18 protein-coding genes are annotated in these 15,141 nt (G+C 49.6%); 9 read left to right on the top strand and 9 right to left on the bottom strand.

Annotation, left to right across the window (positions count from 1 at the left end):
• The first annotated feature begins 196 nt into the window (after window positions 1-196).
• On the top strand, window positions 197-418 hold the full coding sequence (locus SIB80_RS08825) for a hypothetical protein (RefSeq protein ID WP_011130345.1): 222 nt from the start codon (window positions 197-199) through the stop codon (window positions 416-418).
• Between the two features lie 1,182 nt (window positions 419-1,600).
• On the opposite strand, the gene SIB80_RS08820 is transcribed toward SIB80_RS08825, so the two are convergent.
• Window positions 1,601-1,960, bottom strand: a complete 360-nt coding sequence (locus SIB80_RS08820) for a DUF2237 family protein (RefSeq protein ID WP_063395356.1) — start codon at window positions 1,958-1,960, stop codon at window positions 1,601-1,603.
• Between the two features lie 126 nt (window positions 1,961-2,086).
• On the bottom strand, window positions 2,087-2,743 hold the full coding sequence (locus tag SIB80_RS08815; protein ID WP_063418789.1) for a hypothetical protein: 657 nt from the start codon (window positions 2,741-2,743) through the stop codon (window positions 2,087-2,089).
• Window positions 2,744-3,241: 498 nt separating this feature from the next.
• On the opposite strand from SIB80_RS08815, the gene SIB80_RS08810 reads away from it, so the two are divergent.
• From SIB80_RS08810 to SIB80_RS08800, 3 genes are all read left to right on the top strand, one after another.
• Window positions 3,242-3,373, top strand: coding sequence for a hypothetical protein (locus tag SIB80_RS08810; protein ID WP_255359767.1), 132 nt, complete (start codon window positions 3,242-3,244; stop codon window positions 3,371-3,373).
• Window positions 3,374-3,720: 347 nt separating this feature from the next.
• Complete coding sequence (locus SIB80_RS08805) at window positions 3,721-4,350, top strand: thermonuclease family protein (protein ID WP_082818451.1); 630 nt, start codon at window positions 3,721-3,723, stop codon at window positions 4,348-4,350.
• An 835-nt stretch (window positions 4,351-5,185) separates the two neighbouring features.
• Entirely contained in the window at window positions 5,186-5,854 is a 669-nt protein-coding gene (locus SIB80_RS08800) for a hypothetical protein (protein WP_063418787.1), read from the top strand.
• Window positions 5,855-6,625: 771 nt separating this feature from the next.
• Here the strand turns inward: SIB80_RS08800 and SIB80_RS08795 are convergent.
• Entirely contained in the window at window positions 6,626-6,880 is a 255-nt protein-coding gene (locus SIB80_RS08795; protein ID WP_063418785.1) for a hypothetical protein, read from the bottom strand.
• A gap of 333 nt (window positions 6,881-7,213) precedes the next feature.
• Here SIB80_RS08795 and SIB80_RS08790 point away from each other — a divergent pair, with 333 nt between their 5' ends.
• Window positions 7,214-7,504 carry a guanylate-binding protein gene (locus SIB80_RS08790; protein ID WP_205909641.1) on the top strand — a complete coding sequence of 97 codons (291 nt, stop codon included), beginning with the start codon at window positions 7,214-7,216 and terminating at the stop codon, window positions 7,502-7,504.
• Window positions 7,505-8,460: 956 nt separating this feature from the next.
• On the opposite strand, the gene SIB80_RS08785 is transcribed toward SIB80_RS08790, so the two are convergent.
• On the bottom strand, window positions 8,461-8,661 hold the full coding sequence (locus SIB80_RS08785) for a hypothetical protein (RefSeq protein WP_063418783.1): 201 nt from the start codon (window positions 8,659-8,661) through the stop codon (window positions 8,461-8,463).
• A gap of 275 nt (window positions 8,662-8,936) precedes the next feature.
• On the opposite strand from SIB80_RS08785, the gene SIB80_RS08780 reads away from it, so the two are divergent.
• Entirely contained in the window at window positions 8,937-10,568 is a 1,632-nt protein-coding gene (locus tag SIB80_RS08780; protein WP_063418782.1) for an FAD-dependent oxidoreductase, read from the top strand.
• A 65-nt stretch (window positions 10,569-10,633) separates the two neighbouring features.
• Here SIB80_RS08780 and SIB80_RS08775 read toward each other — a convergent pair whose 3' ends face one another.
• On the bottom strand, window positions 10,634-11,446 hold the full coding sequence (locus SIB80_RS08775; protein ID WP_063418781.1) for a VanW family protein: 813 nt from the start codon (window positions 11,444-11,446) through the stop codon (window positions 10,634-10,636).
• 429 nt (window positions 11,447-11,875) lie between these two features.
• Between SIB80_RS08775 and SIB80_RS08770 the strand changes: the two genes are divergently transcribed.
• Window positions 11,876-12,013: a hypothetical protein gene (locus tag SIB80_RS08770; RefSeq protein ID WP_156486064.1), complete on the top strand. Its 138-nt coding sequence runs from the start codon at window positions 11,876-11,878 to the stop codon at window positions 12,011-12,013.
• A 206-nt stretch (window positions 12,014-12,219) separates the two neighbouring features.
• Here the strand turns inward: SIB80_RS08770 and SIB80_RS08765 are convergent, their stop codons facing one another.
• The 3 genes from SIB80_RS08765 to SIB80_RS08755 all read right to left on the bottom strand — a co-directional run bounded on the left by SIB80_RS08765 (window position 12,220) and on the right by SIB80_RS08755 (window position 13,401).
• Entirely contained in the window at window positions 12,220-12,492 is a 273-nt protein-coding gene (locus SIB80_RS08765) for a DUF3303 domain-containing protein (protein ID WP_041385049.1), read from the bottom strand.
• 80 nt (window positions 12,493-12,572) lie between these two features.
• A complete protein-coding gene (locus tag SIB80_RS08760) occupies window positions 12,573-12,914 on the bottom strand; it encodes a DUF1330 domain-containing protein (RefSeq protein WP_063395345.1) in 342 nt (113 codons plus the stop codon).
• Window positions 12,915-13,128: 214 nt separating this feature from the next.
• Window positions 13,129-13,401 carry a hypothetical protein gene (locus SIB80_RS08755; protein WP_231906008.1) on the bottom strand — a complete coding sequence of 91 codons (273 nt, stop codon included), beginning with the start codon at window positions 13,399-13,401 and terminating at the stop codon, window positions 13,129-13,131.
• 106 nt (window positions 13,402-13,507) lie between these two features.
• Between SIB80_RS08755 and SIB80_RS08750 the strand changes: the two genes are divergently transcribed.
• Window positions 13,508-13,684: a DUF1651 domain-containing protein gene (locus tag SIB80_RS08750; protein ID WP_169246929.1), complete on the top strand. Its 177-nt coding sequence runs from the start codon at window positions 13,508-13,510 to the stop codon at window positions 13,682-13,684.
• Between the two features lie 205 nt (window positions 13,685-13,889).
• Here SIB80_RS08750 and SIB80_RS08745 read toward each other — a convergent pair whose 3' ends face one another.
• On the bottom strand, window positions 13,890-14,195 hold the full coding sequence (locus tag SIB80_RS08745) for a hypothetical protein (protein WP_169246915.1): 306 nt from the start codon (window positions 14,193-14,195) through the stop codon (window positions 13,890-13,892).
• Between the two features lie 102 nt (window positions 14,196-14,297).
• Here SIB80_RS08745 and SIB80_RS08740 point away from each other — a divergent pair, with 102 nt between their 5' ends.
• Window positions 14,298-14,552: a hypothetical protein gene (locus SIB80_RS08740; RefSeq protein ID WP_063418766.1), complete on the top strand. Its 255-nt coding sequence runs from the start codon at window positions 14,298-14,300 to the stop codon at window positions 14,550-14,552.
• Window positions 14,553-15,141 lie beyond the last annotated feature (589 nt).

The following is a 15,141-nucleotide window of genomic DNA, read 5'->3' as shown; positions in this document are numbered from 1 at the left end:
TTATCGATGATCTTAAGGAGCTTGCTCTGATGGTTGGTGATCATCCAGTTGTTGATTTCTGCTTGCATGCTTGCGTCTATTCACCAGTTTGGGGCACTTATAGGCCGGCTAATCCATCTCTCTCTTACTGTTTCTTCTTGACTTCTTTTTTCTTGGATCGGAGTTGTATTTTTAACGGACCGGAACGATCCATTGAATGCCAAACCAACAGCGGCTGCGAGCCCGCTTGCTGGAGTTCCTGAAGTTCCGAGTTCTGGCTGCTCAGGAGGAGTTTTTCACACCCTGGCAGAGCAAGGCTGGAATCGATTGCATCAAGCTACGTGCTTGGCTCTCTGATGTTTGGCCAGAAGCCCTTGCTCTCGATGACGACCAGTTGAAGCAGGTGCTTGATCAGGCCCGCTGGCTTTATGTGAACTGAGGCCCCAAGAGAAAGAAGGCTCCCTTCAGGCTATTGGGAGAACCAAAGATATACATTCGCCAATGCGGCTCAAGCTCTGATGCTCTTCTTGCTGATCGGAGCTCTGGCTGCTCCTTCTAGAGCTGAGAAATCTATACGCCAACCTTGACTATCAGAAAAATACTTCGACCTATGCCCACAGTGGTGCGTCGGAGAAAGATGGGGCGACTCAATCAAAGAGTGGAGTCAATATCTGCAGAATGAGGAGAGTAAGGAATGGGAAGAGGCGACGAGAACCGACTGCATCAAGGTTTGGGCTCCTTCTATCGATGGCACTGGCTGGAAGCAGGGCGACGTTGATTGCGCAGATCGAGGTCTATCTCCTCTGCCATAAAAAAAAGGCCCTCTGGTAGGTACAGAGGGCAGCTCATGCGTTCGTTCCAACTTTGGCTAAGTCACAAGGCGTTTGCACGCACCAAGGCAACAAGCTTAGGTATCAAATGCCTACTCGCATAGCAACAGGGGGGAGTAGACGTTCTCTTTTATCCAAGATCCCTATTTCCTGTTTGTTTTATCCCACCTAAGCAGCGCCAGGCTGATCCCACATCATTAGCAGCCAGCGGTCAGCAATCTGCTCCGTGAGCTGGTCAACAACTGCGAGCTGGTCGAGTTCACGAGCTTTGATTCACTTCTTCTCTCGTTTGGCACGCGTTCGCCTGTTCTTGCCAAAGCCGCTCATCTCGAGCCCATGCCAGTTGTATGCAAGGCTTCATGTATGGAGATGAACGCTGGCTACATAGGGCTTGGGCTCTGTTTTCTTGTTTTCGCTGGACTTCAGTTCTGGTGGCTAGGTATGACGATGGGACTATTCAGTAAAAGAAGGGACTTACAAGTCGAATTCAAGCCTCCAAAGGAAGTCGGCACAAACTTCAAGCCGCAAAGGGATCTTAGTCCAATCAGTCGGGACGACGAATTTAAAAGGCGCTTGGAGCAGACTTTTGCTGAAAGCCCTTCACAAAGGGAGGATTGATAACAACTATAGCCACTATTCCTTAAAGTAATGAGAAGTATTTAGCTCTTCAACATATATAAATATGATGGATGTGAAAGTATTGTTCGAAGAGTATAAATAATGATTCCTTGGCGCATCCGAGATATCGATCATGCTTCTCAGCGCTCTCAATTCTCAAAGATCTATGCAGCTCAAGCATGACTGTATTGCTTGAGTATCTGAAGATCTATAGCTGTTAAAACCTCAATATTCGTTGCCTCTAATCGAATATTTGGTGCCATGCCATCATCATAGGCTTGTTTCCAACGAGATGCACACACACACCAATGATCACCTGGTTTTAAGCCTGAGAAGCCATACTGAGGCATTGGTGTTGATAGATCGTTCCCTTGAGCTTTGCTATAGGTCAGAAATTGCTCGCTGATCACGCAGCAAACCGTATGCTGACCAAGGTCATTCCCATCAGTTCTACATTTTCCGTCTCGATACCAACCCGTGTTCGGATCACAACTACAAATCTCGAGAGGTTCGCCTAAAACATTTCGATCCATTTGCAAATGACTGATTAGCTAAATCCTATAGGTTTAAAGCTACATGGCAATAGCAACTGAGCCTTAGCATTTGCTTTAGATAAATATAGCTAGTGCTCTGCCTACCTCAGGTAAGAAGAATTCTATTTACCGCTGATGAATCCAACTATCAACCACGCTAAAACTTGGTCGTTCTGGATCACTTAAATCTAGTCGGTACTTTTTAACCTCGTAGCCCCATCCATTCCCAGAGTGATATTCGTATTCAATAACTGATGAACCCGCTTGTCTTTCGATGTTATGGAGAAACAGGCTCCTGCCTGGGGTCTCGATGGGTGAGTTGTCTCTGAAATTATTCTTCGAAAGGCAGAGCTTCCTGCTTCCATCACCATATCTTATTGCGAAGATCAAGTACTTATTTCCATAAGCGTTGAATCTACTGGCGTAATCGATTTGCCAATTCCTAGGATCAAAAGAATCACTTGCTAGCTCACAATCGGCTCCAAATGCTCTTTTAGCTTTAGAGATTAGTGAAGAGGATTGGCATGATTTTTCAATATCATTCCTAACATTTACTTGCCGAGCACCTGAAAGCTCCTCCAGCCTTTCAATTGTAATCCAATCTTTGTCGTTGACTCCACGACCAATTATTTTGCTTTTCCAGAGCCCTTCTCTGCAATTATAGCTATAAGTTGTGCCTTCAATGACTTTATCCTTTGCCTCCGCAGAGATTGTTGATGAGCAGAGTAATATGCCAGCTAAAGCAGATTTGAAGATGAAACCTGAGATTGGCGTGCGTCGCATATAGAGGCTTGAAGATCATTTATATATTTTAGCATAATTAGAAGATTCCGTTCTTGAATGTTATGTCTTAGCCGTTCTAGACTTGGAACCTGAGAATAATTAATGGATTTAGATTGTATACACTAGCAAGAGGATTTTCTGGTTTTTACGCGAGCTAAAGTAGCTCAGCGGATTGGACTTTTTAACAACGCGATTTCTAGCCGCTTGTGGACCTCCTCTTCTTAGATGCGAACCCTGAACACAAATGTGGCATCTACTGTGAGTTGTTCAGTGAGATCAGCATCAGGAGCAGGCTTGAGCTAAGGCGGGTCTTCTCTTCTAGACACGGCCATGTCTTAAACCTAGATAGAGCTTCGTGACTTGTGAGATAGGGCACCGGAATCTTCACCAGCAATGCCATAGACCCCTTCTATTTCTTGACTTACGGTGCTTCCTCCTATCACCATGAGATGTGATCAGGCAAAATTGAGTTAGATGAGATCAAATGGAGGTTTAGGCGTGACTGTTCACGAAAGAGATGTCGATGATGATTCCTATGACGAAGTTGATGAGTACCTCAGCAGCCAAGAATCTGATGAGGAAGAACGTGCTTACTTTCCAGTTGAAGACTCAAAGCCGCCTCACTACTGAGACATTTGTCTTTGAAAAGATCAATAAGAATTTGAAATCTCACTTGCCTTCGGGAACCTTTGATCGATGGCAGCAGATAACTAAAGATTTTTGTGCCAAGGCATGTGCCGCTTATAGGCAAGGCACGATTGACACGCAGATGATCATTGGCTGCCATGACAACCTCAACCGTGCTCTTCTGAAGGAACTAAAAGGGCTGGGAGAGAATTGATGGAGCAGTTGCACTGGAGTTATCTCGAAGTTGGTTTGCTGGTTGTTTTCTACTGGGGTTTGATGATTTGGTGGATCAGGAGAGCTAAGAGAAAGCAAGACCTTGCTAAACCGTTGACTGAGAAGGAGTTTGCTAAGTGTTTGGATCGGATATGGGCAAGGCACTTCTAGTTCTGCTTCTTACTCTTTGGGCAGTGCCATCCAATGCAGCAGAAGTGCTTTCGATCGGTGATGGCGACACTCTCACCGTCAAAGAAGGCAACCTTAGAACCAAAGTGCGCCTTGCCTGCATTGATGCTCCAGAGACTTCCCAATCGCCCTATGGCAAAGCAGCACGGCAAGCACTTAAGAGTCTTCTGCCGGTTGGGTCTGATGTGACTCTCCGCTCCAAGGCAACTGACCGCTATGGAAGAACCGTGGCAGAGGTGATCCTTAATGGCAGCAACATCAACCAGTCATTAGTGAAGTCGGGAAATGCCTTTGTCTATTGGCAGTCCATCAAAGGGTGTGATCGTCAGACCTACTCACGCCTAGAGACCTATGCCCGATTGGGAGGTATTGGCATCTGGTCTGTTCCTGGGGGGATACAGCGACCTTGGGACTACAGGCAAAGCAAGCAGAGCAACAGCAAGAGAAAGCGTTATCGCTGCAAAGACACCAGCTCATGGAGTGCAGCGCAGGAACTGCTCAGACAAGGAGACTCCCGTCTGGATGGGGATAAGGTTGGGGAGGCATGTGAGTCGATCAGGCGGCAGATTGCAACTTGATGACGGTTTCGTGCCGATAGGAGCCTGATAGAGCATTGTCTTAGCGGAGGCTCTTTAGCGATGCAACATCCCATTTGGGTAATCCTTGCTTGGGCAGTTGCTTGCTTTGCTGTGGGCATGAAATTAAGAAGACTCTCCCATCTACTCTTCCAGAAGACACTGAATGGATCATTCGCAACAGAAGACTTCAGAGCATCGCTAGAGCGTATCTGGGAGAAGCAAATAGTGCGGTGAAACTAGCTTTCGAGAACTCTTGAATGATTTTAATTAAAAAGGTATGAACCCATAGTTAATTTCCACTGGCGTATCTAACTATGGAAATAACGGCAATGATGATTACACCATATGTCCAGATTGCTCCACTTCTATTCGTTAGACTCTCTAACCAAACAGGAAACCCTGAAGTATTATTGATCAGTAGATAGGCTAGACCCAAGACCACCATGGGAATGCCTAGCGCTAGTAATAAATCCATTCCTTTAGTCCATTGCTCCTAATTATATCCTTTATGTCGTTAAAGCAAGTATTCTTTCAACACAAAGAAAAAGGCTGTAGTCTCTTTGGGGCAAACTTAGCTTTATTGATTGACAATGCTCTTCCGCCAATCTGGCGGGAAATCCCCCTTAAAGGGTAATAGCAAGATCAAAAAACCTCCTTCTGGGTGATGTTGCTGCGGTTAGTTGCGCGATAGTGTGTTTGTCTGAGTTGAGAGCGTCACAATTAAAACCTCTAATAGAAATTTATTTCAATCGAATTCAACTATCTAAAGGCTCCGTAGTTGCATTAGCATTCATTCCTGGAGCGAAGCTGAAAACCTGAAGGTCATCAACCAACAATGAAACTCTTTTCTTCAATCTCTATTACTGCAGTTCTCGGATCATTGCTCTTTACTGCTGCTGCTTCTAAAGCGAATCCACAAGTTGAACCATCGATACACAAGCTTTGCATTGAAGCTAAAGACTACGCTGGCTGTGTCAGAGCAATGAAAGGCGACACTAGTAACACCACCAGGCAGATTCGCTCACAAGGTGCAGATATTGCAGAAGGTAATCAATGCCCATCAGGGTTTGCCTACGTTGGTGGAGGCAACTGTATGGAGGTCAAATGTGTCTACAACACAGCAACGGGTCTTGGCTTTGATACCGGACATGACCAACGAGTTGCTGGGAAAGCTGATTGGGGATGCAAGGGATCTTTTTGGTATGGAGCTGGAGTAATGCAACTTCAAGGCAGCGCAAGAGCAAGCATCAATCCTGAATGTCCTCCTGGCGAACCTCAAATCGGCTACAACAGCACTTGTCAAAAACCTCCTACTGGATGGGAGAGCCCTTCAGAACAAGCTGCTCGAGAAAGACGTGAAGCGCCAAAGTGCGATTTCAGGCTCCGTCAATACAAATGCAGCTATAAGGCTTACTTGGATGCCAACCCAGCCATGAAGAAATGGGCTGAACTGAACCCAGAAATGGCAAAGAAAGAAAGCTTTCGCCTGCAGTCAGTTGATTAACTTTACTGGGGGTGGGAATTATGAGGTCTATGTCCTAAAAAATGAACAAAAGAATAGGCGTGTTTCTCCTAGCAGTAGCGTCATAATCCAAAGTGCCTGTGGGGTCGTTGCATGCTCAAAAGGTGGTTCATTATCCACTTCCCTTTTGGCTGCAGCTATCAAACCACCTAAATTGTAGTCATGAATAAAGAGTGAGATAGTCCTCCTTTGACTTCATGGTGCACAACAGCTTTCTGTTCATCGCATAGCAGCTGTGTGTTCTCAAGTGTCTAACGATCAACTAGATAACGATTGTTGATTAACTCATCAAAGACTGTTGCACCTCTTGCTTTCTTCCCAGCTGATACAGGATTGATTTGATCAAGTACAGCGGCAAAGCAAGTGATCCAGAAACTACCTTTGCAGACACCAGCTGATTGGCAAATGTGATCAGGAGCGACTTCAATACAACCCTGCGTTCGAGAAACTTTGATACTTGCGATTTGAGAGTCCAACTCTAGATTCAATAGCTGTGCCTCTCTTACAGTTATTGCTGTACCTGCGGCATGACATTCGAGCAACATTTGATAGTTCATTGATAGACCAGCTGCTAGTAGATATTATCTTTAAATGTTTAGCGGCGAGTCGTTTCAACGCTAACCCATCGGTATCTCTAGCAGCTTCGCACACCTCGAAGATGCGAGAGCTTTTTGAAAAAAGAGAGTTGGAGGGCCATGTCAGCCCTTGGTAAGGGGTTGTGTCACCCTCCTGCACTAGTTCAGAGCTAGCAAGTCAAGCTCTTGGCTTCTGCTCGAGAAGACCTTTCAGGATTTCCTTTTGCCTAGAAGCAGCACGGATATAACCCCTTTGTAACTCTGCTTCAGCCAATTCCTTCTTTAGAGGAGCTTCTACCTCCGCCAATTCCTTCTTTAGACGAGCCAATATCTCAGCGATTTCGTTTTTGAGACGAGCCTCTGCCTCAGCCAATTCGTTCTTGATACGAGCAATCCGAAGATCGATTTCCTGCTCGCTTTCCTTGCTGCTCATCTAGATACCGAAGGGCTCGTCAAGCTGATGTTCTCACATGGCCAGGAATGGAAGAACAAAAAGTTGTGCACAACGTGAGAAGAAGGGGATCGAGGCTTGTATTGCTGAATGTCAGGACAACGGCGAGGCCAGCGAGCCAAGTGAGGGTTAGGTCTTCGTCATCGACAAGATCACAGGAGAGAAGCCCTGGCCTGCCCTCGAAGATGCGATGGGTTGATCGATGGATTCTTATTGACGCAAACCGTATTCGAGACGTTCAGGAGGTGATGCCTAGCCCCGACCGGCCCTGGTTCTTACGACCTTTTTAGTTTGCTCTCACGTTCTGATGGCGTCATGCTGTACTGCTGTATAGGTCTTGAACTGCACGACCTGTACTCACGATTCGACGAAGGCTTCAATGCTCCCTTTGGCTACACCATTCCTCGTGATCGCGTTGTTGTGATCACTAATTCTGAGTACAAGGCTGCTCAGGAGTGTCAAAACGCAAAGCGCGTTGCTCGCCTTGAAGCACGCAGAGCAGAGCATCTTTCAGTTGTTGATCAGCTCGAGAAGCATATTGCCGAATTGCAGCCTGCCCTACAGGAAGTAAATCCATATACAGAGTTTGCCGCCACCAAGGAGTGATCGCTGGGCCGGATGCTGGCGATCAGCTGGTCGTTTGTTAGTTGTTGATTCCTTTTGTTCTCACACAGGGGGCGTTTTTAGTGTGCACATTTCAGCGATCGTTGAGGCCAAGAGCACGAGAAACGAACCATCAATCCAACCGCTCGGCGTAGTCTCTTAACACTTCTGCAATTTTGTGTGGTGGGATCTCTTGCTGATATTCCCTGCACAGATCGAAGAGCTTGTCTGTGAAGTCCTTCATAGGACTTGGCTTCTTGGTTTCAGTCATTGAGCAATCTCCACATCAGCAATCCTGGCATGCGGCTAAAAAAAGAACCCCCCTAGGGCCTGGTTTGTTCTTTCTGCTTTTTCCAAGCAGTGGCTCATAACGTCCTCCTCCATTGGAGATATACTTTTAGGTTTCGTGGGCTTCTTCAGTTGCTTGTGCAGCTCTCGAAGCGCGAATATGGGAAGCATAGAATTAATAGCCATGACAACTAGAGCAGGTGTGCCCATGCCCTGGAACGCCATGCACTTATGTGTTAGTGCCCTTGTTGTCGTTACCTGTCGTCATCGCTAAGAAAACGCTTGCAGCGCAATCTTGATCGTTCGACAGACGCCATTTCGGCGGCGTCAACCACTCAGGCCGGTTGTTGGTATGGCATCACGGTTCAAAAGCAATACAAAGCCCTTGCAACTGCAGGGGACTTGTATTGCTTTAACCACCTCACTCTTTGCTTAAAACTACATTCGATAGTTGGCACCTTAAGCTTACAAATAACAACCAATTTCTAATCTCATGTCAGAAGAACAACTCATTGAGGGTCTTCTTACCCATTGTAAACATGTTGAGCAATAGTAAAACCACATCCTTGAGTATCTAGAATGCATAAGCGCAGACAACTCTCGCCTCCTTAAGTTAAGAGTGTGGTGGCAAGATCAGAAAGAGAACTGACGGTGGCGAGTTAACCCTCTGATCATTCAATAAGTCCATCTGCCTCCAGTTCCTCTCGATGCTTAAGGGCTCTTCTCAATTGGTCTGCAACAAAAGGAATGTGGAGTGCATACTTCTGCAGTTGAGCCCGCTCCTCGAGGCTGACAGGTTCTCCAGTCGCTAAGCGATGGATGATCTCCTCAACACGTCTACGAGTGTCTGTTCTCAGGGTGCGAAAAACCATTTTTTTAAACAGCCCTCCTAAGCGTTAACCCAATTTAGGTCAGTTTTTAGTCGCTCTTAACGAGAGAGAGGGGTCTTGCTGCGCTGCCTCTGAGGTGTTTGCTACAGGGCTCGGGCTAGCTGCGCTCCCCCATGTAAGGAGAGACGAAGAAACAGTAGTTGCTCTGTGGAGACAATGAAGACTTCCTTCAAGAGTTGCCTTTGTCACAAGGTGGCTAAGGAAGCCCATGGTTCATGAGTTCATCTCTTTAGCTTGGGCCGATGTAAAACAGCTTCATGGCCGAAGGTTTTCCGGGTAAAAAGCAATCTCATGCGGTTGTCATCGGGGCCGGCTGGGCTGGCTGGGGTGCGGCCAAGGCACTCTGCGAAGCGGGTGTTCGCGTAACCCTGATGGATGGGATGGCGGATCCAACCGGCAGTCAGCCCCTCACCACGCCAAGCGGCAAACCGTTCGAGGCAGGCACCCGGGGGTTCTGGAAGGATTATCCCAACATCAATGCCCTGACGGCAGAACTCGGGCTCGGCTCGATCTTCACGGAGTTCACCACTAGTGCGTTCTGGTCACCCGAAGGCCTGGAGGCGACGGCTCCTGTCTTCGGTGACGCTCCGCTGTGGCCGAGTCCACTGGGTCAGGTTGCTGCAACGATCAATAACTTCAAGCGCCTGCCTGTTGCTGATCGGCTCAGCATCGCCGGCCTGCTCTACGCCATGCTCGATCTGAACCGCAGCGATGCGGTATACACGAGCTACGACTCGATCGATGCGCTGACGCTGTTTAGACAGCTCAGGATCAGTGATCGCATGATCGATGATTTCCTGCGGCCCACGTTGCTTGTGGGGCTGTTCAAGCCGCCGGAGGAGCTGTCGGCCGCTGTCACGATGGAGCTCCTCTACTACTACGCCCTGGCGCATCAGGATTCCTTCGATGTGCGTTGGATCAGGTCGAAAAGCATCGCCGAACAGCTGATTGCCCCGCTCAGTGAGCGGCTGCAGGAGCAGCATCAGCTCGAGGTGCTGGGCGGCACCCTGGCCACCCGGCTGAACGTCTCGCCGGAGACTCAGGCCATCCGCTCGGTGGCAACCCGTTCCGTAACAAGCGGGAGCACCGGTTTAATCGAGGATGTCGATGCCGTGGTCCTTGCGGTGAGTGCCAAAGGAATGGATGCTTTGATGGCGCAATCCCCGCAGTGCGGCGCGCTGGCGCCAGAGCTTGTGCGTGCCGCCACGCTCGGATCGATCGATGTGGTGTCGATCCGTCTTTGGCTGGATCGCACCGTGCCGGTCGCCGATCCCGCCAATGTGTTCTCACGTTTCAGCGCACTAAGAGGCGCCGGCGCCACCTTCTTCATGTTGGATCAACTGCAGCGGGAGTCGGAGCATGCGCTCTGGGGTGATCAGCCACCGCAGGGTTCGGTGATCGCCAGCGACTTCTACAACGCCTCGGCCATTGCCGAGCTGAGCGATCAGGAGATCGTCGACTGCCTGATGCAGGATCTGCTGCCCATAGCGCAGCCTGCCTTCAGGGGGGCCAGGGTCGTGGATCAGGAGGTGCGGCGTTATCCGGGTTCGGTGTCTCTCTTCTCGCCGGGAAGTTTCAGCAAGCGGCCACCAATGGAGACGTCACTGGCTTCGGTGGTCTGCGCCGGCGACTGGGTGCGGATGGGCGAGAAAGAACATGGAGCTAAAGGCCTTTGTCAGGAACGCGCCTACGTGTGTGGTCTGGAAGCGGGCAACTCACTGCTCAGGCGCGGGATCGTGAGGGGCGCAGACCTGCCCAGGACCCTGCAGCACTCTGTGATCCCCATCCGCGCCGATGAACCGCAGGTGGTTCTCGGGCGTGCGCTTAACAAGCTGGTAATGGACCCCCTCGAGGCCTTCGGGATCCAGTGGCCTTGGTTGGCTAGTTAGCTGGCGATTCTCAAGGGATTGGCGATGACGATTCAACAGGCTGAGATTCGTTCGGTATTAAGGCATCATGGCGCCGCTTTCAGCAACGGCTCGTACATCATGATCGCGTGATTTTCCACCAGTAGCTGTTCCGTTTCAAAACCATCGGATGCTGTGCAGATGCGATAGAGCTGATTGTGCCTCGAATAGCCGCCCCAGATCTGCTGCTGGATCCTGTGATGACGCTCCTCGACGCTGTAGATGCAGTCGTAATCCTCATCACAGCTGAGTTCACCATGCAGATGGATGTCATCCAGCCATAGATGAATCGCGAAGCAATAGGGCGTGTTGTTGGTGATCTGCAGATCCACATAGTTGTACGCCAGCGTTGCTCCGGCACCAAAGGGAATGGTTCGATTCACATCCGGGAACACATCAAAACCATGCCTCCAGCGCTCCGAAATCGTGAGCGGACTGTGGGCCGCCATCCAGAAAAGCAGATTTCCCAGCTGACAGAGCCCTCCTCCTGTCCCCCTGGAGATCCTGCCCTGATTCAGCATCAGACCCTCTAGATAGCCCTTCCGTCTAGTGGGTCGTCCGACCAGCTTCCACACGGACATTGTTTCCCCCGGACGAATCAGGATTCGATCCAGTTGCGCAAGCGCTAGCTCCAGATTCCTGCGCTTGTTGTGCTGAAGCACCATATCCACATCCCTTAAAGGGCGCAGGATCAGAGACTGATGGCAGAATTTGCGGTGGCTTGCCGCCAGGACGCCGCGTGTTGTCGCCCATTGTCTGGAGCCGAACAGCCAGTTAGCTTTGCGTCTGGCGATGTGATATTCCCGGCCCAACAGTTGTCGAATCCTGCTGCGGTGAATCGGTTTGGGAATTTCAAACATCGCTGAGCCCTGAGTTGTCTCGTTTTGAACCGACCAGGCTGTTCATTCTGACAAGACTGTTCAAAGGCGAGGCTGTCAAAAGTGATTAGGCCTGCACAGGAGAGGGACTGTTGATCCGTGCCGGAGATGACATCTGCACCCTGCTTCTGAATGTGCACAAGGATGCGTTTCTGGCTCATGAACCGGCCCATCTGCATATCATTCCAGTCCAGGACGACAACCTGATCTGATTATTCGCTGCAGTTCCCAGTTGATGATTCAGGGCCGGAAGCACACGTCGTCTTGATGTCGTCTTCCACCTGAACGGCTGCCGGTCGTTGTTTTGGAACTGAAGAACCACGCCGATGAGAAGGTAGACGTCTGGGCAGCGTTAAGCAACTTCAGACCTACAAGGACAACATCCCAGACCAGTTCACCTCCAACGTGCTGATGTTGATCAGTGATGGCACCGATGCCCGTGTCGGGTCATTGTCTGCTTCAAGGGAGCGTTCTCAGGAGCTTGCTCTCACTGGTGTCATTACCGGTTTTCCCGCGCATGAACAGGCGGCTGTGGATCAAGCCGCCTAGCACGCCTGTTATGCACAGCAGAGCAGTAGCCATGGGGAAATAGGCGCTTCGTGCAATGAGGATTCATGCGTTTGTCTTACCCTCCCCCAAATCGGGGAGGGTTGGTGAATATTCAGTGAGAAAGAGGCGATGTCAGCTACAGCTTCCCCAGGAGCCTCTGAGGTTCCAACTGGGCTAGGACCTTGCATCACTCCTTGCAATAGAGGTTAGCTATAAACCTTTGCAATCAATGGGCCTGCCTGATCATCCGTGAAGACGGGAGTCACGTCCCAGTCAAGGAACTCAGCCCACTCAGCTGCATGCTCATAGCAGACTCCAGCGTCGTTGGTTTCGACAATGATCCAGCCTTGTACAGAGCCTGGTGCGTGAAAGCGCTGCCAAGACTTGCACTCAGGCATCGGGGCACCTGTCGCAAGGAACTGACGAGCTGCTTTCTCGTGATAGCCAGTTTTAAAGCTCCAATGCATCAGAAAGGTCATGTCAAACAAAAAAAAGCATCAGCCTTCTAGTCGATTTACATCAAAGGCGATGTCACCCAAGTAACAGTTTTAAGAAACGACTACTTACCCATGGCTCTCCTTAGTTTTGCTGCTTCATCCATACCTTCCATGATCGTGAAGGTTGCATTTTCTGTGGCTGCGTAACGGATTTTGCTTAGCTCTTGATACTCAGCTGATTCATAAGCATCGACGGCCGCTCTCATTGAAGGGAACTCACAAATCACTGCCAAGTTCGCTCCTTCTGTCTTCTCTTTCCCTTGAGGTTCTGTGTCTTTAGCAAAAACCACTCCACCAACTTCTTTGAGCCAAGGTCCAACCTTCTCAACGTACTCAGCAAATAAAGCTGGATTGGTGACTGTTGAAGTGCTGATCCAATAACCCTTAGCGCCTTTCTTGTCCATGCATAGCTTCTAGAAACCCCTAGAGCATCGCACTTTATTCGTGTATTGGGTTTGTCGCCAATTTTGTGGTGGGTCCCCATAGGGAAGCGGTCTCAACAGATATGAGCTGGTGTCGAGGCCGGCGTGACAACTGTCGAGTCGGCGCCTGAGGCCCACCAACAGTCACTGGAGAGCGGAGCCCCCTCGACTGGCAGCTTCGGGAGGCATTCTGTCTTTATCGAGCTTCGTCGTCTTCCGGAGGTATTGGCGGAGGAATTGTGCCTGAGCCTTCTAACGCGTCTCCGACCAGAGCAATCTCTTGAGGAGTACTCGGCAGGTGGAAAACACCAGAAAGCAGATCACACGCACGATCCCTCAAGGTGTCGTCACCAGTTTCTTCGCTAAATCGGACAGTCTCTTTGATCAGTTGGATCAACTCATCGTCAACCTCTTCGGCCGCCTGCCAGCGTTCGAACAGCTCAGCGAAGTCGGCCTCATTCATCGTCATGACCTTCTGAAATTTCGAAGGGGATCCCTGCTTCTTTCATCTCCATCTCCTGCGTGAGAAGAGACTCTTGATCAGAGAGCTTCTCAGTGGGGTCTTCAAATAGTATCTGCGCTTTAAAGATGTTCTCGGCCGTAGTTCCTTAGACCGCCCCATCGAAGTGATCAAAGGTCGCCAGAGGAAGGAAGAGCTCGCCTTACTGAAAACCAGATCGATGGATCCCGATGTGGATGACACAAGGGAGCGATGGAAAAGACTGCAAAAAGTGGGCTGGAGGGCCAAGTGAGCCGTGTGGTGAGGGTCGTTTCAACTCTTCTGCTCGTAGACCAGTGGTGGAAAGTTAGGCCCTTGGTTTTTGTGCGAGAAGTTCTTTCAAAATCTCCTTTTGCTTGGCGGCAGCGAGCCTGTAGCCCCTTTCGAGATCTGTTTCTGTGGGTTCCTCCTTGGGAGCATCTTTTTTGTTTCGACGACCGAACATCCCAGTTATGGACTTACTGAGCATTGAGGAGCTGGAAGGCTTGCTCAGCTGATGGTCTCACATGGCCAGCGATGGCAAGAACAGGTGCAAACGTGCGCAGCGTGAGAAGAAATAGCTCGAGAACCTTATTGCTGAATTTCAAGACAACGGCGAGGTTCAGGAGGTAAATGCGAGGCAGTTCTAGGTGATCGAGGAGTTCATAGCAGAGAAGCCTCCAGGCTTGAACCTTGCTCAAGCCATGCAACTCTTGTATTGCCTTGACGATGCACCTATTGATCGATGGATTTTGAGTCGCGAAAACCGTACCAGAGACGTTCACGACAGGATGTCTATCGCCGACCGGCCCTGGTTCTCACGACCTTTTTGGTTCGGTTGAACATTCTGGTGGAGCCAAACTGTAGGGGTCTTGAAGAGAACAATCATGTATTCACTATTCGATTCCGTCTTTGACGTTCCATTCGGCTACAGCATTCCTCGTGATCGCGTTGTTGTGATTCCTGATTCGCAGTACAACAAGCTGCGTGCGCAAGAAAACGAGCGCCAAGTTGCCAAACTTGAAGCTCGCAAAGAGCATCACTCTCAGGTAATTGAGCGCCTTAACGAGCAGATCGGAGAACTGCAAGCTGCACTACCAGCAGCTGAGCCAGACAAAGAGATAGCGGCCACAAAAGAGTGACCGCTAACGGCAGCTGGAGTGGGACCCATCTGCCGATATTTGCTGGGATACAACGGTACGTTCTACGGGGCCTGCGGGCCCCTTTCTCTTGTCTGAGTTGGCCAGTTGCTGACAAGTGACCGCAAGGGTTTCAACGGACAGAACCGGCTATTTAGATCGTCGTTAATAAGACAAGGCCTACCTGAATCCCCATCCAGATTCGGGCCGTTCTTTTTTGTGCTCTTAGAAGCAAAAAATGCTTGTGCGATCCAGCCCCTGAGTGGTGCGAAAGGGTATTGCGGGGGCATTTAGAGACGATTGATCAAAAGGAGCAATTCTTCCTACTGACGCCTTGTTGTTGCCTGCTTAGACCTAGATCAGGAGTCCGAGGACGTAGAAACCCTGAAAACCTGTCCTGGACTTGAGGGCATCCAACGCGGGTGCCCTTCTTCATGTCAGTTATTTGTGCTAATTGTAGAGAAAATGGATATGTTCTTGATGTTTGTGCTCAAGCTCACTGTTGGCATTGAGCCAGGTCACTGCATTTTCAAAGAGGTTGAGTGAATCTATTGATAGCGGTGAAGGATGAAAACAAAAAATCATCACCGCC

The organism is Prochlorococcus sp. MIT 1327 (assembly GCF_047304785.1).
In the GTDB taxonomy this organism is placed as follows: domain Bacteria; phylum Cyanobacteriota; class Cyanobacteriia; order PCC-6307; family Cyanobiaceae; genus Prochlorococcus; species Prochlorococcus marinus_D.
Note: the sequence above shows the minus strand (reverse complement) of the source record. Positions and strands in the feature narration are given on the sequence as shown.